Below are 25,447 nucleotides of genomic sequence, written 5' to 3' on the forward strand. Positions count from 1 at the left end.
GTTCATCCTGAGCCAGGATCAAACTCTCCAATAAAGTTAGTTTGTCTAGCATCTAAAATAAAAATTGACGTTTCACGTTGTTTGTTTCGTTCAGTTTTCAAAGAACTACTTGGTCGCTCATTTGCGACTTCCTTATGTTAACATCTTCGTTTTTCGATGTCAACTAAGTTTTTTAATTTCTTTTTTGTCGTTTTCTGCGTTTCCGCATCAGCGACGGTTATTAATATATCATGGTGAAAAATGAAATGCAACACCTTTTATAAACTTTTTTTAAAACTGCCCACATTTCTTTTTTTATATCATATACTTAAACGAAATATCTCTTTCATGTATGAGCAATTCCTACATATATTTTATATAAAGTTACTCTATCAAAAGACGTTTCTTTCTATAATAAACGTTTTATTCATATAGCATATCATACAAGGAGGAATATATATGGACTATACCGATTTATTAATCAAACTAGGTCTCTCGGCTATTTTAGGATTTGCCATTGGTTTAGAACGCGAATTAAAACGGAAACCACTTGGTTTAAAAACGTGTTTAGTTATTTCTATTATTAGTTGCCTCCTAACGATTGTTTCTATTAAAGCAGCTTATAACTTACCACATACCGATCATATGAATATGGATCCACTTCGACTTGCCGCTCAAATTGTATCAGGAATTGGTTTTTTAGGTGCTGGCGTAATTTTAAGAAGAGGCAACGATAGCATTGCAGGGCTCACGACTGCCGCTATGATCTGGGGTGCTTCTGGTATTGGTATTGCTGTTGGGGCCGGATTCTATATTGAAGCGATATTCGGAATGTGTTTCCTTATGATTAGTGTCGAACTTATACCACTCGCGATGAAATATGTAGGTCCTAGATCATTTCGTCAACGTGATATCGCTGTGAAACTTGTTGTACGAAATATGGACAATATCCCAATCGTAATTGAAGAAATAAAAGAAATGGATATAAAAGTTAAGAATATGAAGCTTAAAACATTAGAAAACGGTTCTCACTATTTACATCTTAAACTGTCCATTGATCAAAAAAGACATACCGCTGATGTTTACTATGCTCTCCAGCATCTTGAAAGTGTCCAACAAACTGAAGTGGAAAGTATGTAACGTAAAACAAACTCTCTTTAATTAGAGAGTTTTTCTTTTTTCTATAATGGCAACAATGAATGTAGTCCTACAAAGTAAGGAGGAATAGGCAATTGAAATCCCGTCCGAATTTAGTAGATACATTTCGTGATTCCATTATTTTTCGTTTAATTTGTTTTATTATTGTACTGACTGCTTTTTCCGGTTTTCTTATACATAGATTAGAACCTTTTCATTTCACTACATGGTTTGACGGAATTTGGTGGTCAATCGTTACCATTTTTACAGTTGGATATGGCGACTTTGCTCCCCATACGACGATAGGAAAACTAATAGGTATAAGTATTATTTTATTAGGAACTGGCTTTTGTTCTTATTATATGGTGCTGTTTGCTACTGAAATGATTAATAAACAATATATGAAAATTAAAGGTGAAGAAGCCGCTACTTCTAACGGTCATATGATTATCGTTGGCTGGAATGAGCGCGCAAAACATGTTGTAAAGCAAATGCACGTATTACAACCAAACCTTGATATCGTTTTAATTGATGAAACACTTTCTTTACTCCCAAAACCATTTCATCATTTAGAATTTATAAAAGGTTGTCCGCATCACGATCAAACTTTATTAAAGGCTAATATTGCAACGGCACACACCATATTAATAACAGCTGATAAAGAAAAAAACGAAAGCTTAGCGGATACACAGTCCATTTTAAATATTTTAACTGCAAAAGGGCTCAACCCAAACATTCACTGCATCGCTGAACTTCTTACTTCTGAACAAATACAAAATGCAACGAGAGCTGGCGTGTCAGAAATTATAGAAGGAAATAAATTAACGAGCTATGTATTTACCGCTTCTCTTTTATTCCCTTCTATTTCAGGTGTACTATTTTCACTTTACGACGAAATCTCTGATAATAAATTACAACTGATGGAGCTTCCATCGTCCTGCACCGGACAAACTTTTGCCAATTGTAGTTATACTCTTTTAAAGCAAAACATTCTCTTACTAGGTATAAAGCGCGACGAACAATATATGATTAATCCAGTTCATTCCTTTGTTCTCATTGAAAGCGACATACTCATTGTTATTCACCATTAGTAAAATGACGCTCTAATTCTTGCATGAGCACTTTCCCAATATTGATATATTTTCTTTTCACATCTCCATCTGGATCTTTCGGCTCAGCAAATTGATCCATTCCACTTGTTCCAGCTGTTAAAGTATTCACATTATCATCTAGTTCGTCTTGATATACGTGCGAAAGAATATACGGCGTTCCAAGACGAACTATTACGCCTGGTACATCTAGTTCTCCATCAATGGCTGTAAATGGAACTCGTAAAAATTGATACCCATCTTCTTCATCGATTTTGTAATCGAAGCATCCTTTATCATAATCCCAATTACCACCAATGCTATATCCAAGTGGTTTCATAATCTCTTCTAACTTATATAACGCATATGTACGTCCTTCTAAATTTGATTGAATCGGAATCAAGCCCATCCCTCCTAGACTTTTCCTTTAGCATACCCACTTTAGTTTGAATATACTGATGGACTTTTCGATAAAATAATAAAAAGCGACCGGAATCCGGTCGCTTTTTATTATTTTAAACGCTCTTCTAATTCTGCTTTTAATTCTTCAAATCCTGGTTTACCAAGTAAAGCAAACATGTTTTTCTTATATGCTTCTACTCCAGGTTGGTCAAATGGATTCACGCCTAATAAGTAGCCGCTCATCGCACATGCTTTTTCGAAGAAGTATACAAGGTAACCGAATGTGTACTCATTTAATTCAGGAATATTGACGATTAAGTTTGGTACTCCCCCGTCGCTATGTGCAAGTAATGTACCTTCGTATGCTTTTGTATTTACGAAGTCTACAGTTTCACCAGCAAGGTAGTTTAATCCGTCTAAATCGTTTTCTTCTGATTCGATTGTTAGTTCATGTGTAGATTTACCTACTTTAAGAACTGTTTCAAATAAGTCACGACGACCCTCTTGAACGTATTGACCTAATGAGTGTAAATCAGTTGAGAAGTTTGCTGAAGATGGGAAAATACCTTTTTGATCTTTTCCTTCACTTTCACCAAATAACTGTTTCCACCACTCAGCGAAGTATTGAAGTGCTGGTTCATAGTTAACAAGCATTTCAATTGTTTTTCCTTTATTGTATAAAGCGTTACGAACTACTGCATATTGGTAAGCTGGATTTTCTTCTAGTTCTGATGTTCCGAAGTCATCACGACCAGCAGCTGCACCTTTCATCATCTCTTCAATATTTAAGCCACTTACTGCGATTGGTAATAAACCAACTGGCGTTAATACAGAGAAACGACCTCCAACATCATCTGGAATAACAAATGTTTCGTAACCTTCGTTATCAGCTAATGTTTTTAATGCACCACGCGCTTTATCTGTAGTTGCATAAATACGTTTGCGAGCTTCTTCTTTTCCATACTTTTCTTCTAATAACTTACGGAAGATACGGAATGCTAGTGCTGGCTCTGTTGTTGTACCTGATTTGGAAATAACGTTAATAGAGAAGTCTTTACCTTCTAATACGTCCATTAAATCTTTCATGTAAGTGGAGCTAATGTTTTGTCCAACAAATAGCACTTGTGGAGTTTTACGTTGTTCTTTAGAAAGCGTGTTGTAGAAAGAATGGTTTAACATTTCGATTGCTGCACGTGCTCCTAAGTAAGAACCACCGATACCTACAACAAGTAAAATGTCAGAGTCATTTTTAATTTTTTCTGCGCATTTTTGAATGCGAGCGAATTCTTCTTTGTCATATTGAAGCGGAAGGTCTACCCACCCAAGGAAATCGTTCCCAGCTCCAGTTTTTTCGTGGATTGCGTGATGTGTTACTTTCACTGCATCACGTAAATAAGTGATTTCATGTTCACCGATGAAGGATAACGCTTTAGAATAGTCGAACGTTACATGTGTACTCATCTTTTTCCCTCCAATTATGGATATGTATTTCTGTATTCACTTTAGCGAAACTGAAGTTGTAAATCAAGCGATTCAAACATTGTAAACGTAACCAATATATATTTTTTAGAAAAAGTTCATTTTTTGCATAAAAATTCGCATTTTTCGGTATAGATGTATATACATCTTCTTTCAAACATTTTTTATGTATAAAAACAACATAACTACCCCATTCTATAAAAGAGTTAATTAACTCATTGCTTGCTCATGCTTCACAATTAAGGGGGGCTTTTTCATGAGTACTTTACAACGTATCGCATTAGTCTTTACTGTAATTGGCGCTGTGAACTGGGGACTAATCGGGTTTTTCCAGTTTGACTTAGTAGCAGCCATTTTCGGTGGACAAAATTCAGCTCTTGCACGTATTATTTACGGCATCGTTGGTATATCTGGGCTTATCAACCTTGGTTTACTGTTTAAACCATCTGAAAATCTTGGTACGCACCCAGAAACAAACGAAATTCGATAATCAGTATGTCCTTTCACCTCCGACATACGAATATGATTGCATGCAATCATATTTGCAAATATATATCATAAGATAAAGTAAAAGAGGAACGCTCATATGCGTTCCTCTTTTACTTTGTTAACTCGGACTCTTCAATCCATTCTGCCAACTTTTCTCGCAGCGTATTAAATCCGTTTTCAGATGGGTTCGGTATAAGAATCCTTCCTTGTTTTCTTTTCGCCGCTTTTAACGATAAACTCATTTTTCTGTGCTCTTCATCAATTGAAAGTACCTTTACTTCTACTGTATCGCCGACCTTTAAAAAGTCATGAATATCCTTTACATATCCATTTGTAATTTCAGATATATGCACAAGCCCTTGTGTTTCTGCATCTAACGCTACAAACGCACCGTAATCTTGAATTCCAGTCACTTTCCCTGTTACAACCACTCCTGTTGTATATTGTTCTGACATATGAAACACTCCCATACGTTTACCATTCTCTCTACAATTATAGAGAGCAAAGCAGATATATTTATTTTAAATATCCGATTGGTTAGTACGCATTCTAGATAACTTTATCTAGAATGCGTATACCTTATATTAGTAAATTATACCACTATGACAGAACTCATTCAAAATTCATGAAAAATTTCCCTTAAAGAAGTATAATTATCCAATATTGGGATAGAATACTAACACATGGCTTTCTAGTATTCCCCCCCTTTTATGGACAAAACGTATTACGTTTTGTCCTTTTTTTATTTTCTACAAATCGTTCCATTCTCTTCATTGCTTCCATAAGTTGTTCAAGCGATGTTGCATAAGAACAACGAATAAAACCTTCACCACTTTCGCCAAATACGCTACCAGGGACAACAGCCACTTTTTCTTCCAGCAATAACTGTTCTGCAAATTCCGCTGAAGATAATCCTGTTGAAGATATAGAAGGGAAAACATAAAATGCTCCGCCTGGCACATGACACGTTAAGCCCATTTCATTGAAAGATTTCGTCATGAAGTTACGACGCTTCTTATAACTATCTCTCATTCGAATTACTTCATCGTTCCCTGCGCGTAACGCCTCAAGTGCTGCAAACTGAGACATCGTCGGTGCACACATCATTGAATACTGATGGATTTTGAGCATTAATTCTGAAAATTGAACAGGAGCTGCAATCATACCGAGACGCCATCCTGTCATCGCAAACCCTTTTGAAAATCCTGAAATTAAAATCGTATGCTCGCGCATATTTTTAATACTCGCGAAACTTGTATATACTTCGTCGTATACAAGCTCTGCATAAATTTCATCAGATAATACAATTAGATTGTACTTCTCAACAATCACTGCTATTTCTTCAAGCTCGGATTTATTTAGCATTGCACCTGTCGGGTTATTTGGTGAACAAAGCAAAATCGCCTTTGTTTTCGCTGTAATAGCTGCTTCAATTTGTTCTGGTAGTACTTTAAACTCATTTTCTAAAGTAGTCGCCACAGGAACTGGAACTCCTCCAGCTAATGTCACAAGTGGTGCATAAGAAACGAAGCTTGGTTCAATAATGAGCACTTCATCATCAGGATTTATAATGGCGCGCATTGCTACATCTAACGCCTGGCTCGCTCCAACTGTAACAATGATTTCATCACTTGGGTCATAAGATACTGCAAATTGTTTTTTTAGATACTTTGCTATTTCTTGACGGAGCTCCAATAATCCTGCATTTGCTGTATATGACGTATACCCTTGTTCCAAAGAACGAATACATGCTTGCCTTACATTCCAAGGGGTAACAAAATCCGGCTCTCCTACCCCGAGGGAAATAACACCTTTCATATTTGCTGCTAAATCAAAAAATTTTCGAATACCAGATGGTTTTAAAGATTCTGCTGATCTAGATAGTTCAAATTGCTTCATGGTGTCACCACAATTCGCTTATCATCATCGTCTTTTTCATAAATAACGCCCTCATGTTTATACTTCTTCAAAATGAAATGAGTAGTTGTAGAAACGACAGATTCAATTGTTGCTAATTTCTCAGAAACAAACATCGCTACTTCCCCCATCGTTTTACCTTCTAATGTAATAGAAAGATCATATGTCCCTGACATTAAATAAACGGATTTCACTTCTGAATAACGATAAATTTGCTCAGCAACCGCATCAAACCCAACGCCGTGCTTTGGCGTAACTTTCACATCGATCATTGCCGTTAAACCTGTATGTTCTTTCACTTTCGTCCAATCGATATGTGTTACATAATCCACAATAATCTTTTCATTTTCTAATCTCGCAACCATCTTCTTTACTTCTTCTACTTCTATATTTAACAGCTTCGCTAATGTATCTACAGATAATCGACTACTCTTTTCAAGACAAGCTAATAATTCTAATTCTTTTTCTGTCACCATATAAATCATCCTTCCTTTTCGTTTGTGTCTAAATTATACAAATACCCTTTCCAGTTTGAAAAGAAGATTTTTCTATTGAATTATGTCAAAATAAAGTGAAACTTTAATCAGCGGAAAAATGCGTGATAAAGCGAAAGGGGATGGAACCGTGAAACCAAAAATTTATATTGCTGAACCAGTTCCGACATTTGTAGAAAACTATTTATCAGAACACTGTGATTATGAAAAATGGGATCAAAATGAGAAAGTACCTCGTGATGTTCTATTAGAGAAAATACAAGATAAAGATGGGTTATTAAATTTCGGATCTGCTATTAATGAAGAATTACTGACAGTGGCTCCTAACTTAAAAGTAGTGAGCAACATTTCTGTCGGTTACGATAATTTTGATTTACAAGCGATGAAAAATCGAAAGGTTATCGGAACGAATACACCATACGTATTAGATGATACAGTAGCTGATCTCGTTTTCGCCCTTATGCTATCAGCTGGGCGCCGCGTTTGCGAACTCGATTCTTACGTAAAAAATGGTGAATGGAACGCTGAAATCGGAAAAGAACACTTCGGACTAGATGTACACCATAGCACAATTGGTATTATCGGTATGGGCCGAATTGGAGAAGCCGTTGCAAAACGAGCAAAATTCGGATTTGATATGAATGTTCTTTACTATAACCGCCGTCGTAAAGAAGAAGCTGAACAAAAATTCGATGCTACATATTGTGATTTACAGACGCTACTGAAGCAGTCTGACTTTATTGTTCTTCTTACTCCATTAACAGATGAAACATATCACCTTATCGGAGAAAAGGAATTTTCATTAATGAAAGAAACAGCAATCTTCATTAATGCTTCTCGGGGGAAAACAGTAGATGAAGAAGCGTTAATCCATGCTTTAACAGAAAAGAAAATCTTTGCAGCAGGCATCGATACTTTTACACAAGAGCCAATTCAAAAAGATAATCCACTCTTATCATTACAAAATGTTGTGACTTTACCGCACATCGGATCTGCAACATTAAAAACTCGTCAGCAAATGGCCATGACCGCCGCTGAAAATTTAGTTGCAGGATTACAAGGAAAAACACCGCCTAATATTGTGCGCGGGTAATACTGAATAAACGAAAGGCAAGATGACATCGTCATCTTGCCTTTTTTTGTTAACATATTTTCTTCTTCCTTGGAGATGATATGAACAAAAATCAATGGAGTGACAAAAAATGAATCATAAATATACTTGTCCTTATTTCACTTTTTCCACTCGCGGCACTACTGTTCATTACGAATTGTATGAACATGATAATAAAACAGAACGCCCTACTTTCGTACTCGTTCACGGCTTTTTATCTTCCTCATTCAGTTACCGCCGTCTCATTCCTTTACTAGCGAAGGAAGGAACAGTCATTGCTCTTGATTTACCACCGTTCGGAAAAAGTGATAAGTCTCATCTGTTTAAGTATTCTTATCACAATTTAGCAACGATTATTATTGATTTAATTGAACATTTATCTCTCTCAAACATTGTATTAGTTGGGCATTCTATGGGTGGGCAAATTTCTCTCTATGTAAACCGTATACGTCCTGAACTCATTTCAAAGACGATTTTACTATGTAGCTCGAGCTATTTAGCGCGCGCAACCTTACCTTTACTATACTCTTCTTATTTACCGTTCTTTCATTTATACGTAAAGAACTGGATTATACGGCGCGGCATTGTTCATAACTTAATGAATGTCGTTCATGATCACTCATTAATTGACGATGAAATGAAAAAAGGTTACTCCGCTCCTTTTTATGACAACCGTATATTTCCCGCTTTAACTCGCATGATACGAGACCGTGAAGGTGACTTATCTTCAACTGAATTACAAAAAATCGAAACACCTACCCTACTCATTTGGGGTGAAAAAGACCGCGTCGTCCCTGTACATGTAGGTCATCGTCTACACAAAGATTTACCGAATTCAAAATTTATTTCTTATGAAAATACAGGACATTTACTACCTGAAGAAAAGCCTGAACATGTTTATGAAGAAATTATCGCTTTTTCCGCGCAATAAAATGAAACTTTAATCAGTCCCCACCTAACTTCTTTGCTTCCGCTGAATTTTGAGGTGAGGGTCTTACTGCCCGGAAAATAGCGGGATAATATAAAAAAGGCTGTCGGAAATTCCGACAGCCTATAATGAACAGCTTCCACCTTCTTTTATTACAAGTAATTCCATAGCTAATTTCTCACATTTTTCAAGCGCAGGTACTTCCTCAAAAGACATAAAGTATATATGTTGAATCTTCTTTGCGATGTATTTTGGATCGTCAAACACACTTATGACGTTCACAACATCGCTCGCTTCTGTTTCATAAAACTCCGGTCCCATTTGAAACGGATCCCAATTCTTCACAACCTCTATCATCTTTTCATATGTACCCATTCGCTTCCCGCCTTTTCACTTTTTAATACTTTTCTTTATCCTATCACATCAGCTATTCTATAAGAAGAGAGAGAACTTTCATAACTTATTGGTTTTACAGAAGAAGGGAGCAAACTTATGCAACTATTTCATAAAGCAATCAATCGACGTGGAACGCATAGTATAAAATGGGATACATATAAAAACGAAGAACTTATCCATGCTTGGATTGCTGATATGGATTTTGAAGTACCAAAACCAATTCAAACTGCCTTAAAACAACGAATCGAACATCCGATTTTTGGCTATACACTTCCTCCCGAAAATATTGGGAATATTATTTGTAACTGGACAAAACAACAATACGACTGGGATATTCAAAAAGAATGGATTGTCTTTAGCGCCGGAATCGTTCCAGCTCTTAGTACGAGCATACAGGCTTTCACAAAAGAAAACGAATCCGTTCTCGTACAACCACCTATTTATCCTCCATTTTTCGAAATGGTCACAACAAACAACAGACAGTTATACGTGAGTCCATTACAGAAACAAAATGATACATATGTGATAGACTTCAAGCATTTAGAAAAGCAGTTTCAGCAAGGCATCAAACTCATGCTTCTTTGTAGCCCTCATAACCCAATCGGGCGCGTTTGGACGAAAGAGGAACTTTTGCAGCTCGGATCGTTATGTACTAAATATAACGTAATCGTTGTGGCGGATGAAATTCATTCCGATATTATTTACGCAGATCATACACATACACCGTTCGCTTCTTTATCTGAAGAATTAGCAGCTCGCACGATTACTTGTATGGCTCCAAGTAAAACATTTAATATCGCTGGATTACAAGCATCGATTATTATCATTCCAAATGAAAAACTCCGTCAAGCCTTTACATCTATCCAATATAGACAAGGCTTCCACGGATTAAATATCTTCGCTTATACAGCGATGCAAAGTGCCTATACAGAATGTAATGATTGGCTAAACGAAATTCGATTATATATAGAAGATAATGCTCAATTTGCTTGTGAATATATTAAAACTCACATACCTGCTCTTTCCGTAACGAAGCCAGAAGGTAGCTTTTTATTATGGATTGATTGTTCTCTTCTAAAGCTTTCTCAAAACGAGCGTACTGCATTACTTGAGGAAAAAGGAAAAATCATTGTTGAACCTGGTGAGAAATACGGGTTAGGTGGCGAAGAACATATTCGAATTAATATCGGCTGTCCACGATCTGTTTTAGAAGAAATTTTAAACAGACTGCGTCATACGTTTTCATAATAAGAAAGGTGTCTGTCCCCCTAATCATTCTTGGACAGACTCCTTTGTCATATTTTGTCGGTAAGTCGATATATTTCAAGTTACGGTCGATATATTCCAATAATCGCCGATATAATTTGAGTTACAGTCGATATATTCCAATAATCGCTGATATATTTTCAATTACATTTCACAAAGAAAGCTACCATTCACGGTAGCTTTTACTTTTTCTTCATATCCGATGCTTTTTTTACAATTACGCCACAAGCAATTCGATCCCCTGATTTACCTGTCGGTTGAGTCATACCATCATCAGGGTTTTCTGTAATAATAATAGACGCTCCATCTTTTCTATGAATCGTCGTTTTTCCTTCTTCAAGTGTGATGTGAGGTGCATCGATTTCCGCTTTAATCTTTCCAGAACCATCTGCAACTACGTTCGGTAAATCACCGTTTTCTGCACCCGTCGGATTAAGAAGACCATGTTTTTTATCATCAGGATTAAAATGATTCCCGGATGATTCAAAACGAGGTGCCTTACACTCTCCGATTTCATGTACATGTAGTCCGTGTGGTCCTGGCGTGAAACCTTCTCCTTTAATCGTAATTTTCACGCCACTTGTTTGCTGCACTACTTTCGCAGTCCCTACTTCATCTCCTGAAGCATTATGTAATTTCACTTCAATTTCTTTCGGCTTTCCTTGGTCACAACCTGCCATCAGAAATAATAAACAACAACTGAAAAAAAGCCGTTTCTTCATTTTATTCCCTCCAAAATATATTCTGCCCTTAGATTGTCCGAGCATAGAGGGAAACATACAAAAATGCATTACTGTTTCTTTTCAGCTAATAGTTTTTCTTCAACTTTCTGCAATCGCTCTGCTTCTCTTTTTGATACACGAATAAACATGCGCCACGTGGCAATAGCACCGATAATAAATAGAACGCAAACAATCCCTGGAATAATATATTCTGTTTTATCTTCCGGAAAATATAAAGGCATCATATAGAACACTCCTTATTATAGGATTTATAAAACATCAGAATTTTCTGTTATATCATTTTAAATTATAGTGGAACCTATCCATATTCTCAAGGGGCGTTCTGAAAGCAAATGATTTCTTTGACTCCTTCCCGTACTTTCCTTACTATAAACTTGAGGTGAAAAATATGAGAGAAACATTTGAAATTGGCGAAATCGTTACTGGTATTTATAAAACAGGAAAATACATTGGCGAAGTTACAAATAGCCGCCCTGGCAGTTACGTCGTAAAAGTATTAGCTGTTTTAAAACATCCGGTGCAAGGTGACTTACATAACGTAAAACAAGCTGACGTACCATTTTTCCACGAAAGACGCGCTTTAGCTTTCCGTGAACAGACGAACATTCCAGAGCAAATGGTGAAAAAATATGAAGGAGAAATTCCGGATTATACCGAGTCACTAAAATTAGCATTAGAAACTCAAATGAATTCATTTTCTGAAGATGATTCACCTTTTGCGGTTCGTAGTCTAGAAACATTACAACAGTTAAAGAAAGACTACAAACTCTAAAAAACAAAACGACCAAATTACATAATGTGCAATTTGGTCGTTACTGTGTGCTCACTTTCTTTAACACTTTTGAAAAATCAACAAGTTCTCCTAATGTTGGAGGTGCTGGCTTTACTAAATACTCTTTATCTTTTTCTACTAGTTTAAAAATATTGTACGTCGTCATCGCATCATCAAGCGCACAATGATGCTTCCCTGTCCCTACTTTTCCATACGCCTCAATTGCTTTCCATAATCCTGTTTGATTTCTTTCTCCAAAAAACTTCTTATACTCAAGCGATAAATCACGACACTGTCCGAAGAATGGAAAAGCTATCCCTGCCATTTCACAATTATGTTTCAGCACTTTCATATCCATATTTCCCCACGTTACAATTGTCGGTTTACATTTCGTTTCGTATTCTGCAAGCTTCTTAACGAGTTCAGGAAATGAAATCCCTTTATCCACGACTTCTTGTTTTATTCCCAAAAACTTCTTACATCGATCCGTTAAAGAGGGAAATGTTTTCGGCCTGACATGTGATGAATACGTATCTTCTACCTTACAGCCAGCAACTGAAACGAGTCCTACCTCAATAATCTCCGGAAAAAATCCTTTCGGTTTCTTTCTATGCTGGGGCATCGTAAACTCAAAGTCTAAAAATAAAAATCGTTGTTCATCCATACGATCCCTTCCTTATCATTTTTGTCATTCCTTTCTATTTGACACTCCTACACGAACAAGCTCGAATGCTAATTCCATTTTAAATATTCAGATTGGATGTATCTTATATATATGTCAAATGCCCACAAATATTTTAAAAAATAAGAAAAAATGACCTATGCAGAAAATATGACAAAATCCCCCCTTTCATTTACATCCGCCATTTTCCTACTTTATAATGACGTTATGTGTGTTTCTTCTAGAACATTTTTGACACACTAAGAAAAAGTGAATGAAAGGAGATGAGATTTTTGCACGAAACAACGCAAGAACTCGCTAACTGGCAGTATTATTTTGCTATCGCAGTCTTTTTAATTACATATGCCATTATTATTTCTGAAAAAATTAATCGTGCTGTCATCGCACTTCTTGGTGCAGCACTCATGGTAATTGTGGGAGTCGTCGATTTACACAACGCCTTTACGAAACATATTGAATGGGGAACGATTACGTTACTTATCGGTATGATGATTTTGGTGAACATTACGAGTAAATCAGGTGTTTTCCAATACGTTGCTATTAAAGCAGCAAAAGGAGCTCAAGGAAATCCAATTAAAATTTTAATTTCACTTTCCTTACTTACCGCGCTTGGCTCCGCATTTTTAGATAACGTTACAACTGTACTTCTTGTTGTTCCAGTTACTTTATCTATTACGCGCATACTGCAAGTAAATCCTGTTCCTTATTTACTTTCTGAAATTATTTTTTCAAACATTGGAGGAACAGCAACATTAATTGGTGATCCACCTAACATTATGATTGGTTCTGCCAATAAGCATTTAGACTTCAATGCTTTCCTATTGAATCTAGCACCAATCGTAATTATTATTATTGCAGTTACAGCGATAATACTTTACTTTATGTATCGCAAACAATTAATTGCCGATCCTGTACAAGTTAAAAAATTAATGAGCTTAGATGAAAAACAATACATTAAAGATCCAGTATTAATGAAAAAATCTTTAACGGTACTTGGACTTACAATTGTAGGTTTCATGACTCATTCTATTTTCCATATTGATGCCGCTATTATCGCCTTAACTGGTGCTACTGTACTTATGTTAATTGGTGTGAAAGAGCATGAAATTGAGGAAGTATTTGCAAGCGTAGAGTGGGTAACAATCTTCTTCTTCGCAGGGCTATTCGTACTTGTTGGAGGACTTATCGATATCGGTCTTATCAAAATGTTAGCTCAAAAAGTAATTGGTATAACAGGCGGAGATATTTCTTACGCATCCATCCTTATTTTATGGGTATCTGGTATCGCCTCTGCAACAATTGATAACATCCCATTCGTTGCAACAATGATTCCACTTATTAACGATATGGCAGTTGGGCTAGGCTTATCACCATCTGACGCACAAATCGATGTATTATGGTGGGCATTAGCACTAGGTGCTTGTCTGGGTGGAAACGGAACATTAATCGGAGCTTCTGCTAACGTAATCGTTGCAGGTATCGCGAGCCGCGAAGGACATAAATTTAGTTACATGGACTTCCTAAAAGTCGGTTTCCCAATTATGATCGTTTCATTAATCATTTCTCACATTTATATTTATTTACGCTACCTTATGTAGTAAAAAAAGCGCTCTGATAATCAGGGCGCTTTTTTACTTATATCTAAAATATATCGACTTATCAACAAAAAAGAAAAATCTACTCTTTATATCTCACCCGTTCATTTCGAATGATAAATAAATGAATCGGTAAGAACACCGAAAATGTGATTACATGAATAATCGTAAATAATATAGAGTTCGTTCCGTATCTGTCTAAAATAGCGTAGATAAGATAAATGGACAATACAATCGATACAGCTGTTGCTAGTAAACTTATAACTGGTACGAAATTAAAAATAAAACATGCAACGTATATACCGAATACTTTCCACCCTGCTTCTTCTTTCAAAAAATCTGGTAATTTATCTTTCGCTAAGTCACCCCACGTCTTACTATTCAAAAACGGAATAAACGCAAGCACCCCGTCCGTTGCACCATCATTTTTCGCCATCGAATAAAGTGCAAAAGCCGTTAACAAATATGAAATAATTGCCCAAATCAATATAACAAGAATAAACGCAAAACTAAGAGCAAAGAAACCTGCTAATACGCCTTGATCCTCCATCTTATCCTCTCCTCTCTACTTTCAACATATTTCATTACATTGCAAGTTATGTTTTAAAATTTATCCAAACTCTTTGTATAATAAGAAAAGAAAGAGAATAAGAGAGGAGCAACACTTATGCATCCATTTGTAAAAGCATTACAAGAGCATTTTACAGCTCATCAAAATCCTGAAAAAGCAGAACCTATGGCTCGTTATATGAAAAATCACTTCCCCTTTCTAGGTATTCAAACACCGGAAAGACGTCAATTATTAAAAGACATCATTCAAATACATACTCTCCCAGATCCAAAAGACTTCCAAATTATCATACGTGAGCTTTGGGACTTAACAGAACGTGAATTCCAAGCGGCCGCACTTGATATTATGCAAAAATATAAAAAGCATATAAATGAAACTCATATCCCCTTCTTAGAAGAACTGATTGTCACAAAATCTTGGTGGGACTCTGTCGATAGCATCGTCCCTACATTTTTAGGCGATATCTTTTTAAAACATCCAGAATTAATTTCTGCCTATATTCCAAAATGGATTGCATCAGATAACATATGGTTACAACGTGCCGCTATTTTATTCCAACTAAAATATAAACAAAAGATGGATGAAGAACTTCTTTTCTGGATTATTGGACAACTACATTCTTCAAAAGAATTTTTCATCCAAAAAGCGATTGGCTGGGTCCTTCGTGAATATGCAAAAACAAATCCGAATGTAGTTTGGGAATACGTTCAAAACAAGGAGCTCGCTCCATTAAGTAAGCGTGAAGCAATTAAGCATATTAAGCAAAATTACGGAATAAATAATGAAAAAATAGGCGAGACTCTATCATAGATAGACGCGTTCCTCTATTGAGATTTAAAAAAGAACGTGTTAGAATATGTTCATTATTATTAATATAAGTAGCGATGACGGACTTATAAGTACTTGCATAAAAAGCGATTCAGGGATAGTGAAAGCCTGAAGCCGCAAGGAAACGGCAGTCCCGAGCAATACATGATAAAGTGGATGCACCTTTTGTGTATCAACTAGGGTGGAACCGCGGGCAAACGCTCGTCCCTAGGCAAATAAGCCTTGGGATGAGCGTTTTTTTATGTTCTTTTTAGCATATACTGCTCGTTTCCAAAGTATCAGAGTATGTCATCGCCAATACGTTAACTTTCAAAAGGAGGATTTTCTTATGTATTCAATGGAACAAGTTGTAAACTTAGCGAAACATCGCGGTTTTATTTTCCCTGGTTCTGAAATTTACGGTGGTCTTGCAAACACTTGGGATTACGGTCCACTTGGAATCGAACTAAAAAATAACGTTAAAAAAGCTTGGTGGAAAAAATTCATTCAAGAATCTCCACACAACGTTGGTTTAGACGCAGCTATTTTAATGAACCCTAAAACTTGGATCGCTTCTGGTCACGTTGGTAACTTCAACGATCCAATGATTGACTGTAAAAAATGTAAAGCTCGTCACCGTGCTGACAAATTAATTGAGGATGCTTTAGATGCAAAAGGCATCGAAATGGTTGTTGATGGTCTTACTTTCGACCAAATGGCTGACTTAATGAAAGAACATGAAGTAAAATGTCCTGATTGCGGTAGTGAAGAATTCACTGAAATCCGTCAGTTCAACTTAATGTTCAAAACATTCCAAGGTGTTACAGAGTCTAGCACAAACGAAATCTTCCTTCGTCCTGAAACAGCACAAGGTATTTTCGTAAACTTCAAAAACGTTCAACGCTCTATGCGTAAAAAGCTTCCATTTGGTATCGGCCAAATCGGTAAGAGTTTCCGTAACGAAATCACGCCTGGTAACTTCACATTCCGTACACGTGAATTCGAACAAATGGAACTTGAATTCTTCTGTAAGCCTGGTGAAGATTTAGAGTGGTTTGCATTCTGGCGTGAAACTTGTAAAAACTGGTTACTTTCACTTGGTATGTCTGAAGAGAGCATGCGTCTTCGTGACCACGGTGAAGAAGAGTTATCTCACTACAGTAATGCAACAACTGACATTGAATTCAAATTCCCATTCGGTTGGGGCGAACTTTGGGGCGTTGCATCTCGTACAGACTTCGACTTAAAACGTCACATGGAACATTCAAACGAAGACTTTAACTATATTGATCCACAAACGAATGAGCGTTACGTGCCATACTGCATCGAGCCATCTTTAGGCGCAGACCGCGTAACATTAGCATTCTTATGTGATGCATATGAAGAAGAGCAATTAGAAAACGATTCTCGTACAGTTCTTCGTTTCCACCCTGCTTTAGCACCATACAAAGCAGCTATCTTACCATTATCTAAGAAGCTATCTGAAGGTGCTACTGAAGTATTCGCAGAATTAGCTAAAGACTTCATGGTAGACTTTGATGAAACTGGTTCTATCGGTAAACGTTACCGTCGTCAAGACGAAATCGGTACACCATTCTGTATCACATACGACTTCGACTCAGTTGAAGACAAAGCTGTTACAGTACGTGACCGTGACACAATGGAACAAGTTCGTATGCCAATTAGCGAACTAAAAGGTTTCTTAGAGAAGAAAATCCAGTTCTAATTATAAGAAAAAGAGGCTGCTCGTAAGAGCGCCTCTTTTTTACTTTTCACGTTTTTCTTTAATTGCTACTGTACATCTTGATATACATAGTAAATCATCATTTTCATCAATAATACGAACATCCCAAACCATTGTCGATTGTCCTCTATGTATCGGTGTTCCGATCGCCGTTACAATTCCATCTTTCTTTGAGCGAATGTGGTTTGCATTAATTTCTAATCCGAAACAAATACATTTTTCTTGATCAATTAAATTATATGAACCAACACTTGCCACTGTTTCCGCTAATGCAACCGATGCACCTCCATGTAAAAATCCAAACGGTTGATGCGTACGCTCATCAACAGGCATCGTAGCAACTACCTTATCTTCTGTCATCTCTAACAACTCAATTCCAAGTGAATCCATTAAAGTTTTTGCCATATCGCTTCCCCCTTCTCTTACTTTAATTAAATGTATAATTTTACCTATTTATTTTCAAACTACTTATAACACTTATATAAGGAGGCTTCACCTAAATGAAACAGAAATTTTGTATATTACTGCTTATGTTCTCCTTGCTGACTATTGTACCAAATTGTGCAATAACAGCCAAAGCATCTAACCTGACAATCGATGTTAAGACTGTAACGCAAAAAGGTAAGAAACCTTATATAGAATATCAAATAAATAGGCCTTCTTTTCACAACTTTTCTGATTCTAAATTTCAAAATAAACTCAATTTATACTACAAAAAATCCACTGACAAATTTAAAAACAAATTAGAAAAAGAAGCAAAAAAATATTATAAAGAGACAGAAGGATCTAGTACACCCTTTCATCCATACGTAGCAAATGTTGATTATAAAGTCTCTTTAAACAAACCACCTTTTCTTAGCCTATATGTGAATTACTATCAATATACTGGCGGAGCACACGGTCTTTATACGTGGAAGGCAAATACATTTGATTTAAACGAAAAAAAGGTGCTGCACTTAGACGATTTATTTCAACAAAAGGATAAATATAAAGATGTAATCCGTGCAGAGATTGTACGACAAATTAAACAAAATGAAAGCATTTATTTTCCTGATGCAACTGAAAAAGTAATGAGTATGAAAAAATTTCACTTCTTTTTAGAGCCAGACAATCTCGTCATTTATTTCCCTTTATATGAGATTGCTCCCTATTCAAGTGGAATTCCGCAATTTCGTATTCCATATACGTTGCTAAGAGACTATTTAAAGCCTTCTTATCAAAATATTTTGATTGACAACAAGTAAATATTTTCGCTACGATAATGTTAACCTAAAAACAACAGGAGGTTAACATTATGAGAAGATTACATGTTTTAGATTTAGCATTAGCTGCCATGTTCGTTGCTCTTATGGCCATCGGTGCAAATATTGTATCTTGGGCACCTTTCTTACAAGTAGCAGGCATCCCATTATCTATGCAACCATTTTTCGCAATTTTAGCAGGTCTTCTTCTTGGAAGTAGACTTGGTGCCTTATCCATGACTGTATATATGCTCGTTGGTTTAGCCGGCGCACCAATCTTCGCTAACTTCAAAGCTGGATTTGGAGCACTTTTAGATCCTACTGGTGGTTTTATTATCGCCTTTATTATCGTTGCTTACGTATCAGGAAAACTAGTAGAACAAAAAGAAAGACCCACTTTCATTACATTTGCAATTGCCTCTTTCACTGGAATTATTTTAACTTATATAATCGGTACTACTTACATGTACGGAGCAGTCAATCTCTTTATGGGCGGTAATATGAGCTATAAAGCTGCTTGGATGATTATGATGTGGTTTGCAGTAAAAGATATTGCATTTACAATTATCGGTGCTATTATCGCACCTCGCATATACTATGCTGTGCGTCGTTCTGCTTATCAGCATTCTCATTCGACGATTTCATAATAAAAAAGAGTTATTGCAGCTTGCTGCAATAACTCTTTTTTTATATTAAGACTCTTGATTCGCTTGTTCTTCTAAAATTTTCTTCATCATTGCAACCATGTCATCACGTAATTCTGGGTGTTGCAGGGCCATTTCAATTGTCGTTTGAACGAATCCTAGCTTTTCACCTACGTCGTAGCGCTTTCCTTCGAAATCGTAAGCAAATACACGTTGGATTTCATTTAAGCTTTGGATTGCATCTGTTAATTGAATTTCACCACCAGCACCGACATGTTGCTGTTCTAAGAACATAAAGATTTCAGGCGTTAAAATGTAACGGCCCATAATTGCTAAGTTTGAAGGAGCTGTACCTTGTGCTGGTTTCTCAACGAAATTGCGAACTTGGTAACGACGACCTTCTTGTTCTAATGGATCGATAATTCCATAGCGATGTGTTTCCGACTCTGGAACAGTTTGTACACCAATAACAGAAGAAAGTGTTTTTTCATACTCATCCATTAATTGACGTAAACACGGTTTCTCAGCTTGGACAATATCATCACCTAGTAACACTGCAAACGGCTCATCACCAATGAATTTACGCGCACACCAAACAGCATGTCCTAGTCCCTTCGGCTCTTTTTGACGGATATAATGAATATCTACCATTTTTGAAGAAGCTTGTACTTTTTCAAGCAACTCATATTTTTTCTTCTCTAATAAGTTTTGTTCTAGTTCAAATGCATTATCAAAATGATCTTCAATAGAACGCTTTGTTTTACCAGTAACGATAATAATATCTTCGATACCCGATTTCACTGCTTCTTCTACAATGTATTGGATCGTTGGTTTATCTACTATCGGTAACATTTCTTTCGGCATTGCTTTCGTTGCTGGTAAAAAACGTGTTCCTAATCCAGCTGCTGGGATTATCGCTTTTCTTACTTTTTTCATCACAAAATACCCTCTCTCCTGTCGGAATCAATAGCAATCATTTCCTACATAAAACAAAAGGGAGATTTCGCTCCCTTTTGTTCCTTACTACTTAAAATTACTTTGTATTATAAACGATTCATAATGTCTTCTTTAATAGTAAGTAACTTTTGTTCACTATTTTGTAAAGAACTATCTTTTACACCAAAGTAAAACTTAATCTTCGGCTCAGTTCCAGATGGACGTAGGCAGAACCATGAACCATCCTCTAATTGATATTTTAACACATTTGATTTCGGTAAGTGAATCTCTTCTTTATGTCCATCTTGTAAAGATGTAACGATGCTTGCTTTATAGTCTTCCACTGCTACGACTGTTAAGCCCGCTACTTCTTTCGGAGGATTCTCACGGAACGTTGCCATCATCTCTTGGATTTTTTCAGCTCCATCTTTTCCTTTTAACGTTAACGATACAAGGTCTTCGCGGAAGAAACCGTACTTCTCAAATACTTCTAATAGACCGTCATATAACGTTTTCCCTTGTGATTTGTAGTATGCAGCTACTTCACATGCAAATAGGACAGATTGTACTGCATCTTTATCACGGCAGAATGGGCGGATTAAATAACCATAGCTTTCCTCATAACCGAATTGGAATTCATATTGTCCGCTTTCTTCATACTGCCTAATTTTCTCACCGATAAATTTAAATCCAGTTAACGTATCAACTGTATCTAAACCGTATGCTTTCGCAATTGTACGGCCAATCTCAGACGTTACGATTGTTTTTAATACGACACCGTTCTCCGGAAGCGTTCCGTTTTCTTTCTTTTGAGATAGTAAGTAATCAAGCATTAATGCACCTGTTTGGTTTCCTGTTAATACTTGGAACTCACCACTATGATTACGCACTGCTACACCTAGACGATCTGCGTCAGGATCAGTTGCGATTAATACATCTGCGCCTACCTTTTCACCGTCACGAATGGCATACTCAAACGCTGCGTGCTCTTCTGGGTTCGGTGATTTTACTGTAGAGAAGTTTGGATCTGGTAACTCTTGCTCTTTTACAACTGTTACATCTGTAAATCCAACTTCTTTTAAACCACGGCGTACAGAAATATTTGATGTTCCGTGCAATGGTGTAAAGACGATTTTTAAGTCTTTGCCGACCTTTTGCACCATTTCTTTATTAATGATGACATTGTTCAATTCTGCAGCATATGCATCATCTACTTCTTGTCCAATAATATGTAATAAACCGTCAGCTTTTAATTGCTCTACATCAGCGACTTCAACTGTTAATTCATCTTCTACTGCATTTACGTAGCTAATTAACTCATCTGCTTCTTTTGGAGGTAACTGTCCACCATCTTCACCGTATACTTTGTATCCGTTATATTCAGGTGGATTATGGCTTGCCGTAAGAACGATTCCACTTACTGTATGTAAATGACGAACTGCGAAAGAAAGTACTGGCGTTGGACGTAAGCTTTCAAACACATATGTTGTGATACCGCGTGCCCCAAGTGTAGCAGCTACTTCCATTGCGAACTCAGGTGATTTATGACGAGAATCATAGGCTACAACAACACCGCGTTTTTTCGCTTCCTCACCTAATTTTTCAATAAAGCTTGCTAATCCTTTTGTTGCTTTACGAACTGTATATACGTTTAAACGGTTCGTACCAGCACCAAGTTCACCACGCATACCACCTGTGCCAAACTCTAGATTTTTATAAAAGCTATCCTCGATTTTCTTCTCATCTTGCTTCATATTTTCTAGCTGTTCTTTTAATTCTGCATCTAATTGTGCGTAAGAAAGCCAGCGACTAAATTCTTGTTTCCAATTCATTCTTCTCTCTCCTCTCGCTCGTCATACCTTTATTATATGAAAAAAACATGCTGTATCTCAATATTTTATAAAATCTAACAGGATTTTACTAGGAATATTTGTATACACTATTGTTAAATACTCCACTAAAGGGAATGAGGATTATGCACGAATGGGGCTTGTCAGAAGAGCTCAAAATACAAACAAAGCAAATGATTGAAATTGCTGAAAAAGAACTATCGATTATGAGGAACGCAATCGATAAAGAAGACGAATGTATTTTATGCAAAATGGAAGATATTCATCATATGTTAGCAAATGTACAAACATTGGCAGCTACATACTATATTCAGGCATATTTATCACCTTATACGGAAAGTTCATCTTTTATTACAACAGCTATCCAACATTTAAGCGCCAGAAAACATGGTGCTCTTATCGTTGTGGAAAGAAACGAGACGCTTGAAGCTCTCATTCAAACTGGAACGACATTAAACGCTCATTTAACTGCGCCATTACTCGAATCAATATTTTATCCAGGTAACCCTCTTCATGACGGTGCCGTTCTCGTAAAAAATAATCATATTGTCTCAGCTGCTAATATTCTTCCTTTAACGAAAAGTACAAAAGTTGATCCTGAGCTAGGAACACGTCACAGAGCTGCAATTGGCTTATCAGAAAAGAGTGATGCACTTATATTAGTTGTCTCTGAAGAAACGGGCCGTACTTCTTTTGCTTTAAACGGGATTTTGTATACGATTTCTTTATAAACACTTTTTAGCACTTTTTTGAACAGCGCGGTAGTAAATGAAGTTATATCGAATTACCAACAAATACACCTACAATATGAATAAAAAGGCTGTCTACAAAATTTGAGACAGCTTTTTCTTCAAAAAAATTATTCTTCTACAAAATGCTCGAAAAGTATACGAATTACCTATACCATTGCTCGAGCTGACCATAAATTATTTGCTCACAGGGATGTCTAAGTACACTTACTACTCTTTTTGTACTCAAAACATGTTTAGACCTCTTTCATAACAACTATATGTTTTCTAAAATGCTTCACTTCTAGCTATTATTTTTTATCTATTTTTAAGAAATAGTAAAAAAGGGTACTTTAGAAATCCTATCTAAAGTACCCTTTTATTAAAAATCTATTTTATTATAAAGAATAATTGGAGACTGCAAAATGATAAAAATATAGCATACTTTCAAAATTATTTATAATTATTAATATTAATATTAAACATAAAGCAACTACTTTTACACGTCTCATCACTTTAAAACCATATGCTAATAATAACGGTATTGTAAACAGCATATGTGCGCCATAAATAAATGCTTCAGATGCCCCAAAACCAATAATTCCATGTAAAACAATATTAAATAGTAAACAGAAACTTAAAAACCTTACGAAAGGCTCTTTTCTAAAGTTTTTCCATACAGCTACTATTATAAAAGCATACACAGATACAATCACAATCCACCCGATCATAGTATGCGATGGAAGTATATTTAATTGTGCGAATTGCTCACCTTGTCTTAAAGTAACTTCCGAGAATGGTCCAAAGATGAATGAAGATCCTAATAATAGATGAAATACTAATATACCTGATGGCTTAACGTATTCTGGTGAAAAACTCTGTCCTTGCGCAGCAAAGTCCATACTACCCTTTAATCCTTCGATAAGAACGACATTATTTGCGTTCATTGCTAATACAAACAGGACCACGACAATAACAATCGAAATACCAGTCCAAATAATTTTTTTCCGTAGTTTCTTATAACTCATCAGACTACCTAAAAACCACATAAACGAATTGGTTAATGTAACCCCTGTTATTACTATTGCCAACAATACATTCGCAATACTAAATCCTATTTTCGCTTCTTTTTCCCCTGTAATAAATGGATAGCATACAAAGCACATAAGTACCAATGTGAAATTTGCATAGCTAAAAGATTCTGGTGTCCACGTAATAACTAACATTGTAGCTGAAAATCCATACATGACCGCTAGTAAAAAAGAAACAATCGTATTCTTACAAATTTTACAGCATAATGTATAAATCATCACTACACTGAACGCGCTTAAAAACGTTTGAATGAATATAATACCATGTACAATATTCCCTACTTTTACTGTCTCCAGTATCCACATGAATTGTTGAATAAAATAATAAAGGAATGGATGTCGGAACCAGGTCGCCGCTGCTACATCTACTTTTTCAAGGAAAAAGGAGATGATATAATATCCTTGATCAAAAGAAAAATAGGTATCAACCACCCACGCTTCAATAAAAAGCTTAGAGTGAGTATCCATTTTCCAACCGATAAAAAAATAAAATGACCAATAAAAAATGAAAAGGACAAGGGCTAATATCCCCTTTCCTTTATAATCATTCCAAATATTCAATACTTCTTCTCCTCTCTACGGTAGAAATAACATAATTAGATGTGCCACGTATCCAATAACTGTTCCTAACACAAGCCCACCAAAAATCTCATGCCAATGATGTCCTTGACGCTCTCTTAATTTTTCTTCTTCCGAACTTATATGTTTATTCAACATTCTTGCATGTTTACCAACTGTACGGCGAAGTCCTGTGGCATCAATGATAACAATTGTTAAAATTGCCATCCCGATTCCAAACATCGGTGTATTAAATCCTTCATGAAACCCTATTGTCATGACCATACTTGATAAAATCGTTGTATGCGTGCTAGGAAATCCACCATTTCCAACTAAACGAAAAGCATCTTTTCCAGAACGAAGATAATTCACTAAAAATTTCAATACTCCCGAAGCTACCCAAGCTATAAATGGAAGTATACAATATAAATATGTTCCCATTGCTTTACCTCCTATGATTTTGCAATAAATAAAATGCCAGCTACTATACATACCATTCCAGCAATTTTCATGAAATTGATTGTTTCACCAAATAATAATGCTGACGCAATAATAACAAATACATATCCGAAACTCACCATTGGGTATGCATAACTTAAATCAACCTTTCTCAGCACAATCATCCATAATAATGCACTTAAACCGTAAAAAGCTAGTCCGAAAAAGTTCGGTACGTTAATGAAATTCATAATACCTACAGCCGCTGAACTTTGTGATTTCATTGCGCCAAACTTTAATAAAATTTGCCCTACAACTCCCATACCAACTGATAAAATAATCATTAAAAATTGTTGCATCT

At 36.1% G+C, this 25,447-nt stretch carries 29 protein-coding genes; 13 read left to right on the forward strand and 16 right to left on the reverse strand.

The annotated features are described in order from the left end of the window. Positions 1 to 438: 438 nt before the first annotated feature. A complete protein-coding gene (locus ACTFSL_RS26130; RefSeq protein ID WP_000386676.1) occupies positions 439 to 1,119 on the forward strand; it encodes an MgtC/SapB family protein in 681 nt (226 codons plus the stop codon). A 92-nt stretch (positions 1,120 to 1,211) separates the two neighbouring features. Beyond that, positions 1,212 to 2,207 (forward strand): potassium channel family protein, encoded by a 996-nt coding sequence (locus tag ACTFSL_RS26135; protein WP_000842320.1) that lies wholly within the window; start codon positions 1,212 to 1,214, stop codon positions 2,205 to 2,207. On the opposite strand, the gene ACTFSL_RS26140 is transcribed toward ACTFSL_RS26135, so the two are convergent. Both ACTFSL_RS26140 and ACTFSL_RS26145 read right to left on the reverse strand, forming a co-directional pair. Then, positions 2,194 to 2,607 carry a YugN-like family protein gene (locus ACTFSL_RS26140; protein WP_000612334.1) on the reverse strand — a complete coding sequence of 138 codons (414 nt, stop codon included), beginning with the start codon at positions 2,605 to 2,607 and terminating at the stop codon, positions 2,194 to 2,196. The two genes, ACTFSL_RS26135 and ACTFSL_RS26140, sit on opposite strands and share 14 nt — an antisense overlap. A 107-nt stretch (positions 2,608 to 2,714) precedes the next feature. Continuing rightward, on the reverse strand, positions 2,715 to 4,067 hold the full coding sequence (locus tag ACTFSL_RS26145; RefSeq protein ID WP_000103658.1) for a glucose-6-phosphate isomerase: 1,353 nt from the start codon (positions 4,065 to 4,067) through the stop codon (positions 2,715 to 2,717). A 274-nt stretch (positions 4,068 to 4,341) separates the two neighbouring features. Between ACTFSL_RS26145 and ACTFSL_RS26150 the strand changes: the two genes are divergently transcribed. After that, on the forward strand, positions 4,342 to 4,575 hold the full coding sequence (locus ACTFSL_RS26150) for a DUF378 domain-containing protein (protein ID WP_000105788.1): 234 nt from the start codon (positions 4,342 to 4,344) through the stop codon (positions 4,573 to 4,575). A 109-nt stretch (positions 4,576 to 4,684) separates the two neighbouring features. On the opposite strand, the gene yugI is transcribed toward ACTFSL_RS26150, so the two are convergent. From yugI to ACTFSL_RS26165, 3 genes are all read right to left on the reverse strand, one after another. Beyond that, positions 4,685 to 5,029 carry a S1 domain-containing post-transcriptional regulator GSP13 gene (yugI, locus tag ACTFSL_RS26155; RefSeq protein WP_000003764.1) on the reverse strand — a complete coding sequence of 115 codons (345 nt, stop codon included), beginning with the start codon at positions 5,027 to 5,029 and terminating at the stop codon, positions 4,685 to 4,687. Between the two features lie 253 nt (positions 5,030 to 5,282). Continuing rightward, on the reverse strand, positions 5,283 to 6,473 hold the full coding sequence (locus ACTFSL_RS26160) for an aminotransferase (RefSeq protein ID WP_048568252.1): 1,191 nt from the start codon (positions 6,471 to 6,473) through the stop codon (positions 5,283 to 5,285). Beyond that, the gene (locus ACTFSL_RS26165; RefSeq protein ID WP_000255696.1) at positions 6,470 to 6,967 is read right to left on the reverse strand and encodes an Lrp/AsnC family transcriptional regulator; all 498 of its coding nucleotides are present in this window, start codon (positions 6,965 to 6,967) and stop codon (positions 6,470 to 6,472) included. The genes ACTFSL_RS26160 and ACTFSL_RS26165 overlap by 4 nt, the downstream gene beginning before the upstream one ends. 118 nt (positions 6,968 to 7,085) lie before the next feature. On the opposite strand from ACTFSL_RS26165, the gene ACTFSL_RS26170 reads away from it, so the two are divergent. Together ACTFSL_RS26170 and ACTFSL_RS26175 are read left to right on the forward strand one after the other, a co-directional pair. Further along, entirely contained in the window at positions 7,086 to 8,078 is a 993-nt protein-coding gene (locus ACTFSL_RS26170) for a 2-hydroxyacid dehydrogenase (protein WP_002041993.1), read from the forward strand. A 109-nt stretch (positions 8,079 to 8,187) separates the two neighbouring features. After that, complete coding sequence (locus ACTFSL_RS26175; protein ID WP_440042646.1) at positions 8,188 to 9,027, forward strand: alpha/beta fold hydrolase; 840 nt, start codon at positions 8,188 to 8,190, stop codon at positions 9,025 to 9,027. Between the two features lie 120 nt (positions 9,028 to 9,147). Here the strand turns inward: ACTFSL_RS26175 and ACTFSL_RS26180 are convergent, their stop codons facing one another. Further along, on the reverse strand, positions 9,148 to 9,399 hold the full coding sequence (locus ACTFSL_RS26180; RefSeq protein ID WP_000537638.1) for a YugE family protein: 252 nt from the start codon (positions 9,397 to 9,399) through the stop codon (positions 9,148 to 9,150). Positions 9,400 to 9,516: 117 nt separating this feature from the next. Between ACTFSL_RS26180 and ACTFSL_RS26185 the strand changes: the two genes are divergently transcribed. After that, positions 9,517 to 10,668, forward strand: a complete 1,152-nt coding sequence (locus ACTFSL_RS26185; RefSeq protein ID WP_324656026.1) for a MalY/PatB family protein — start codon at positions 9,517 to 9,519, stop codon at positions 10,666 to 10,668. Positions 10,669 to 10,868: 200 nt separating this feature from the next. Here the strand turns inward: ACTFSL_RS26185 and sodC are convergent, their stop codons facing one another. After that, a complete protein-coding gene (gene sodC / locus ACTFSL_RS26190; RefSeq protein ID WP_440042647.1) occupies positions 10,869 to 11,408 on the reverse strand; it encodes a superoxide dismutase [Cu-Zn] in 540 nt (179 codons plus the stop codon). A 68-nt stretch (positions 11,409 to 11,476) separates the two neighbouring features. Then, the gene (locus tag ACTFSL_RS26195) at positions 11,477 to 11,653 is read right to left on the reverse strand and encodes a hypothetical protein (protein WP_000982757.1); all 177 of its coding nucleotides are present in this window, start codon (positions 11,651 to 11,653) and stop codon (positions 11,477 to 11,479) included. 164 nt (positions 11,654 to 11,817) lie between these two features. On the opposite strand from ACTFSL_RS26195, the gene ACTFSL_RS26200 reads away from it, so the two are divergent. Further along, positions 11,818 to 12,201, forward strand: a complete 384-nt coding sequence (locus tag ACTFSL_RS26200; RefSeq protein WP_103621981.1) for a kinase-associated lipoprotein B — start codon at positions 11,818 to 11,820, stop codon at positions 12,199 to 12,201. 40 nt (positions 12,202 to 12,241) lie between these two features. Here ACTFSL_RS26200 and kapD read toward each other — a convergent pair whose 3' ends face one another. Then, on the reverse strand, positions 12,242 to 12,865 hold the full coding sequence (gene kapD, locus ACTFSL_RS26205; RefSeq protein WP_000344356.1) for a 3'-5' exonuclease KapD: 624 nt from the start codon (positions 12,863 to 12,865) through the stop codon (positions 12,242 to 12,244). Between the two features lie 290 nt (positions 12,866 to 13,155). On the opposite strand from kapD, the gene ACTFSL_RS26210 reads away from it, so the two are divergent. Next, positions 13,156 to 14,481, forward strand: a complete 1,326-nt coding sequence (locus tag ACTFSL_RS26210) for an ArsB/NhaD family transporter (RefSeq protein ID WP_000545231.1) — start codon at positions 13,156 to 13,158, stop codon at positions 14,479 to 14,481. Between the two features lie 79 nt (positions 14,482 to 14,560). Here the strand turns inward: ACTFSL_RS26210 and ACTFSL_RS26215 are convergent, their stop codons facing one another. Then, a complete protein-coding gene (locus tag ACTFSL_RS26215) occupies positions 14,561 to 15,028 on the reverse strand; it encodes a hypothetical protein (RefSeq protein WP_440042649.1) in 468 nt (155 codons plus the stop codon). Positions 15,029 to 15,145: 117 nt separating this feature from the next. On the opposite strand from ACTFSL_RS26215, the gene ACTFSL_RS26220 reads away from it, so the two are divergent. Then, positions 15,146 to 15,859, forward strand: a complete 714-nt coding sequence (locus ACTFSL_RS26220; protein ID WP_440042650.1) for a DNA alkylation repair protein — start codon at positions 15,146 to 15,148, stop codon at positions 15,857 to 15,859. A 346-nt stretch (positions 15,860 to 16,205) separates the two neighbouring features. Then, positions 16,206 to 17,582: a glycine--tRNA ligase gene (locus tag ACTFSL_RS26225; protein WP_440042652.1), complete on the forward strand. Its 1,377-nt coding sequence runs from the start codon at positions 16,206 to 16,208 to the stop codon at positions 17,580 to 17,582. Between the two features lie 39 nt (positions 17,583 to 17,621). Here ACTFSL_RS26225 and ACTFSL_RS26230 read toward each other — a convergent pair whose 3' ends face one another. Continuing rightward, positions 17,622 to 18,005 (reverse strand): hotdog fold thioesterase, encoded by a 384-nt coding sequence (locus ACTFSL_RS26230; protein ID WP_001140612.1) that lies wholly within the window; start codon positions 18,003 to 18,005, stop codon positions 17,622 to 17,624. A 95-nt stretch (positions 18,006 to 18,100) separates the two neighbouring features. Here ACTFSL_RS26230 and ACTFSL_RS26235 point away from each other — a divergent pair, with 95 nt between their 5' ends. Next, the gene (locus ACTFSL_RS26235; protein WP_000810329.1) at positions 18,101 to 18,844 is read left to right on the forward strand and encodes a DUF3298 and DUF4163 domain-containing protein; all 744 of its coding nucleotides are present in this window, start codon (positions 18,101 to 18,103) and stop codon (positions 18,842 to 18,844) included. A gap of 50 nt (positions 18,845 to 18,894) precedes the next feature. Continuing rightward, positions 18,895 to 19,488, forward strand: a complete 594-nt coding sequence (locus tag ACTFSL_RS26240; RefSeq protein ID WP_001253379.1) for a biotin transporter BioY — start codon at positions 18,895 to 18,897, stop codon at positions 19,486 to 19,488. A gap of 45 nt (positions 19,489 to 19,533) precedes the next feature. Here the strand turns inward: ACTFSL_RS26240 and galU are convergent, their stop codons facing one another. After that, entirely contained in the window at positions 19,534 to 20,421 is an 888-nt protein-coding gene (galU, locus tag ACTFSL_RS26245) for a UTP--glucose-1-phosphate uridylyltransferase GalU (RefSeq protein WP_002097988.1), read from the reverse strand. 107 nt (positions 20,422 to 20,528) lie between these two features. Beyond that, complete coding sequence (locus tag ACTFSL_RS26250) at positions 20,529 to 22,253, reverse strand: phospho-sugar mutase (protein ID WP_440042653.1); 1,725 nt, start codon at positions 22,251 to 22,253, stop codon at positions 20,529 to 20,531. Between the two features lie 143 nt (positions 22,254 to 22,396). On the opposite strand from ACTFSL_RS26250, the gene cdaS reads away from it, so the two are divergent. Further along, a complete protein-coding gene (gene cdaS / locus ACTFSL_RS26255) occupies positions 22,397 to 23,002 on the forward strand; it encodes a sporulation-specific diadenylate cyclase CdaS (protein WP_440042655.1) in 606 nt (201 codons plus the stop codon). A 395-nt stretch (positions 23,003 to 23,397) separates the two neighbouring features. Here cdaS and ACTFSL_RS26260 read toward each other — a convergent pair whose 3' ends face one another. Genes ACTFSL_RS26260 through ACTFSL_RS26270 form a run of 3 tightly spaced genes read right to left on the reverse strand, consistent with a single transcriptional unit; the run spans position 23,398 to position 25,445 of the window. Then, on the reverse strand, positions 23,398 to 24,651 hold the full coding sequence (locus ACTFSL_RS26260; protein ID WP_440042656.1) for a DUF6080 domain-containing protein: 1,254 nt from the start codon (positions 24,649 to 24,651) through the stop codon (positions 23,398 to 23,400). A gap of 15 nt (positions 24,652 to 24,666) precedes the next feature. After that, positions 24,667 to 25,089, reverse strand: a complete 423-nt coding sequence (locus ACTFSL_RS26265) for a divergent PAP2 family protein (protein ID WP_000537660.1) — start codon at positions 25,087 to 25,089, stop codon at positions 24,667 to 24,669. Positions 25,090 to 25,100: 11 nt separating this feature from the next. Beyond that, positions 25,101 to 25,445: an EamA family transporter gene (locus ACTFSL_RS26270; protein ID WP_001183889.1), complete on the reverse strand. Its 345-nt coding sequence runs from the start codon at positions 25,443 to 25,445 to the stop codon at positions 25,101 to 25,103. Positions 25,446 to 25,447 lie beyond the last annotated feature (2 nt).

The sequence above is a fragment of the Bacillus cereus group sp. MYBK108-1 genome (genome assembly GCF_051917185.1).
In the GTDB taxonomy this organism is placed as follows: Bacteria; Bacillota; Bacilli; order Bacillales; family Bacillaceae_G; genus Bacillus_A; species Bacillus_A cereus.

What these genes read in the sequence shown, in the direction of transcription:
- ACTFSL_RS26130 (WP_000386676.1), top strand. Translation starts at nt 439, where the DNA reads ATGGACTATACCGATTTATTAATCAAACTAGGTCTCTCGGCTATTTTA.
- ACTFSL_RS26160 (WP_048568252.1), bottom strand. Translation starts at nt 6,473, where the DNA reads ATGAAGCAATTTGAACTATCTAGATCAGCAGAATCTTTAAAACCATCT.
- ACTFSL_RS26185 (WP_324656026.1), top strand. Translation starts at nt 9,517, where the DNA reads ATGCAACTATTTCATAAAGCAATCAATCGACGTGGAACGCATAGTATA.
- ACTFSL_RS26165 (WP_000255696.1), bottom strand. Translation starts at nt 6,967, where the DNA reads ATGGTGACAGAAAAAGAATTAGAATTATTAGCTTGTCTTGAAAAGAGT.
- ACTFSL_RS26230 (WP_001140612.1), bottom strand. Translation starts at nt 18,005, where the DNA reads ATGGCAAAAACTTTAATGGATTCACTTGGAATTGAGTTGTTAGAGATG.
- yugI (WP_000003764.1), bottom strand. Translation starts at nt 5,029, where the DNA reads ATGTCAGAACAATATACAACAGGAGTGGTTGTAACAGGGAAAGTGACT.
- ACTFSL_RS26240 (WP_001253379.1), top strand. Translation starts at nt 18,895, where the DNA reads ATGAGAAGATTACATGTTTTAGATTTAGCATTAGCTGCCATGTTCGTT.
- ACTFSL_RS26270 (WP_001183889.1), bottom strand. Translation starts at nt 25,445, where the DNA reads ATGCAACAATTTTTAATGATTATTTTATCAGTTGGTATGGGAGTTGTA.
- ACTFSL_RS26180 (WP_000537638.1), bottom strand. Translation starts at nt 9,399, where the DNA reads ATGGGTACATATGAAAAGATGATAGAGGTTGTGAAGAATTGGGATCCG.
- ACTFSL_RS26225 (WP_440042652.1), top strand. Translation starts at nt 16,206, where the DNA reads ATGTATTCAATGGAACAAGTTGTAAACTTAGCGAAACATCGCGGTTTT.
- cdaS (WP_440042655.1), top strand. Translation starts at nt 22,397, where the DNA reads ATGCACGAATGGGGCTTGTCAGAAGAGCTCAAAATACAAACAAAGCAA.
- ACTFSL_RS26220 (WP_440042650.1), top strand. Translation starts at nt 15,146, where the DNA reads ATGCATCCATTTGTAAAAGCATTACAAGAGCATTTTACAGCTCATCAA.
- kapD (WP_000344356.1), bottom strand. Translation starts at nt 12,865, where the DNA reads ATGGATGAACAACGATTTTTATTTTTAGACTTTGAGTTTACGATGCCC.
- ACTFSL_RS26175 (WP_440042646.1), top strand. Translation starts at nt 8,188, where the DNA reads ATGAATCATAAATATACTTGTCCTTATTTCACTTTTTCCACTCGCGGC.
- ACTFSL_RS26150 (WP_000105788.1), top strand. Translation starts at nt 4,342, where the DNA reads ATGAGTACTTTACAACGTATCGCATTAGTCTTTACTGTAATTGGCGCT.
- ACTFSL_RS26235 (WP_000810329.1), top strand. Translation starts at nt 18,101, where the DNA reads ATGAAACAGAAATTTTGTATATTACTGCTTATGTTCTCCTTGCTGACT.
- galU (WP_002097988.1), bottom strand. Translation starts at nt 20,421, where the DNA reads ATGAAAAAAGTAAGAAAAGCGATAATCCCAGCAGCTGGATTAGGAACA.
- ACTFSL_RS26195 (WP_000982757.1), bottom strand. Translation starts at nt 11,653, where the DNA reads ATGATGCCTTTATATTTTCCGGAAGATAAAACAGAATATATTATTCCA.
- sodC (WP_440042647.1), bottom strand. Translation starts at nt 11,408, where the DNA reads ATGAAGAAACGGCTTTTTTTCAGTTGTTGTTTATTATTTCTGATGGCA.
- ACTFSL_RS26265 (WP_000537660.1), bottom strand. Translation starts at nt 25,089, where the DNA reads ATGGGAACATATTTATATTGTATACTTCCATTTATAGCTTGGGTAGCT.
- ACTFSL_RS26250 (WP_440042653.1), bottom strand. Translation starts at nt 22,253, where the DNA reads ATGAATTGGAAACAAGAATTTAGTCGCTGGCTTTCTTACGCACAATTA.
- ACTFSL_RS26215 (WP_440042649.1), bottom strand. Translation starts at nt 15,028, where the DNA reads ATGGAGGATCAAGGCGTATTAGCAGGTTTCTTTGCTCTTAGTTTTGCG.
- ACTFSL_RS26200 (WP_103621981.1), top strand. Translation starts at nt 11,818, where the DNA reads ATGAGAGAAACATTTGAAATTGGCGAAATCGTTACTGGTATTTATAAA.
- ACTFSL_RS26145 (WP_000103658.1), bottom strand. Translation starts at nt 4,067, where the DNA reads ATGAGTACACATGTAACGTTCGACTATTCTAAAGCGTTATCCTTCATC.
- ACTFSL_RS26170 (WP_002041993.1), top strand. Translation starts at nt 7,086, where the DNA reads ATGCGTGATAAAGCGAAAGGGGATGGAACCGTGAAACCAAAAATTTAT.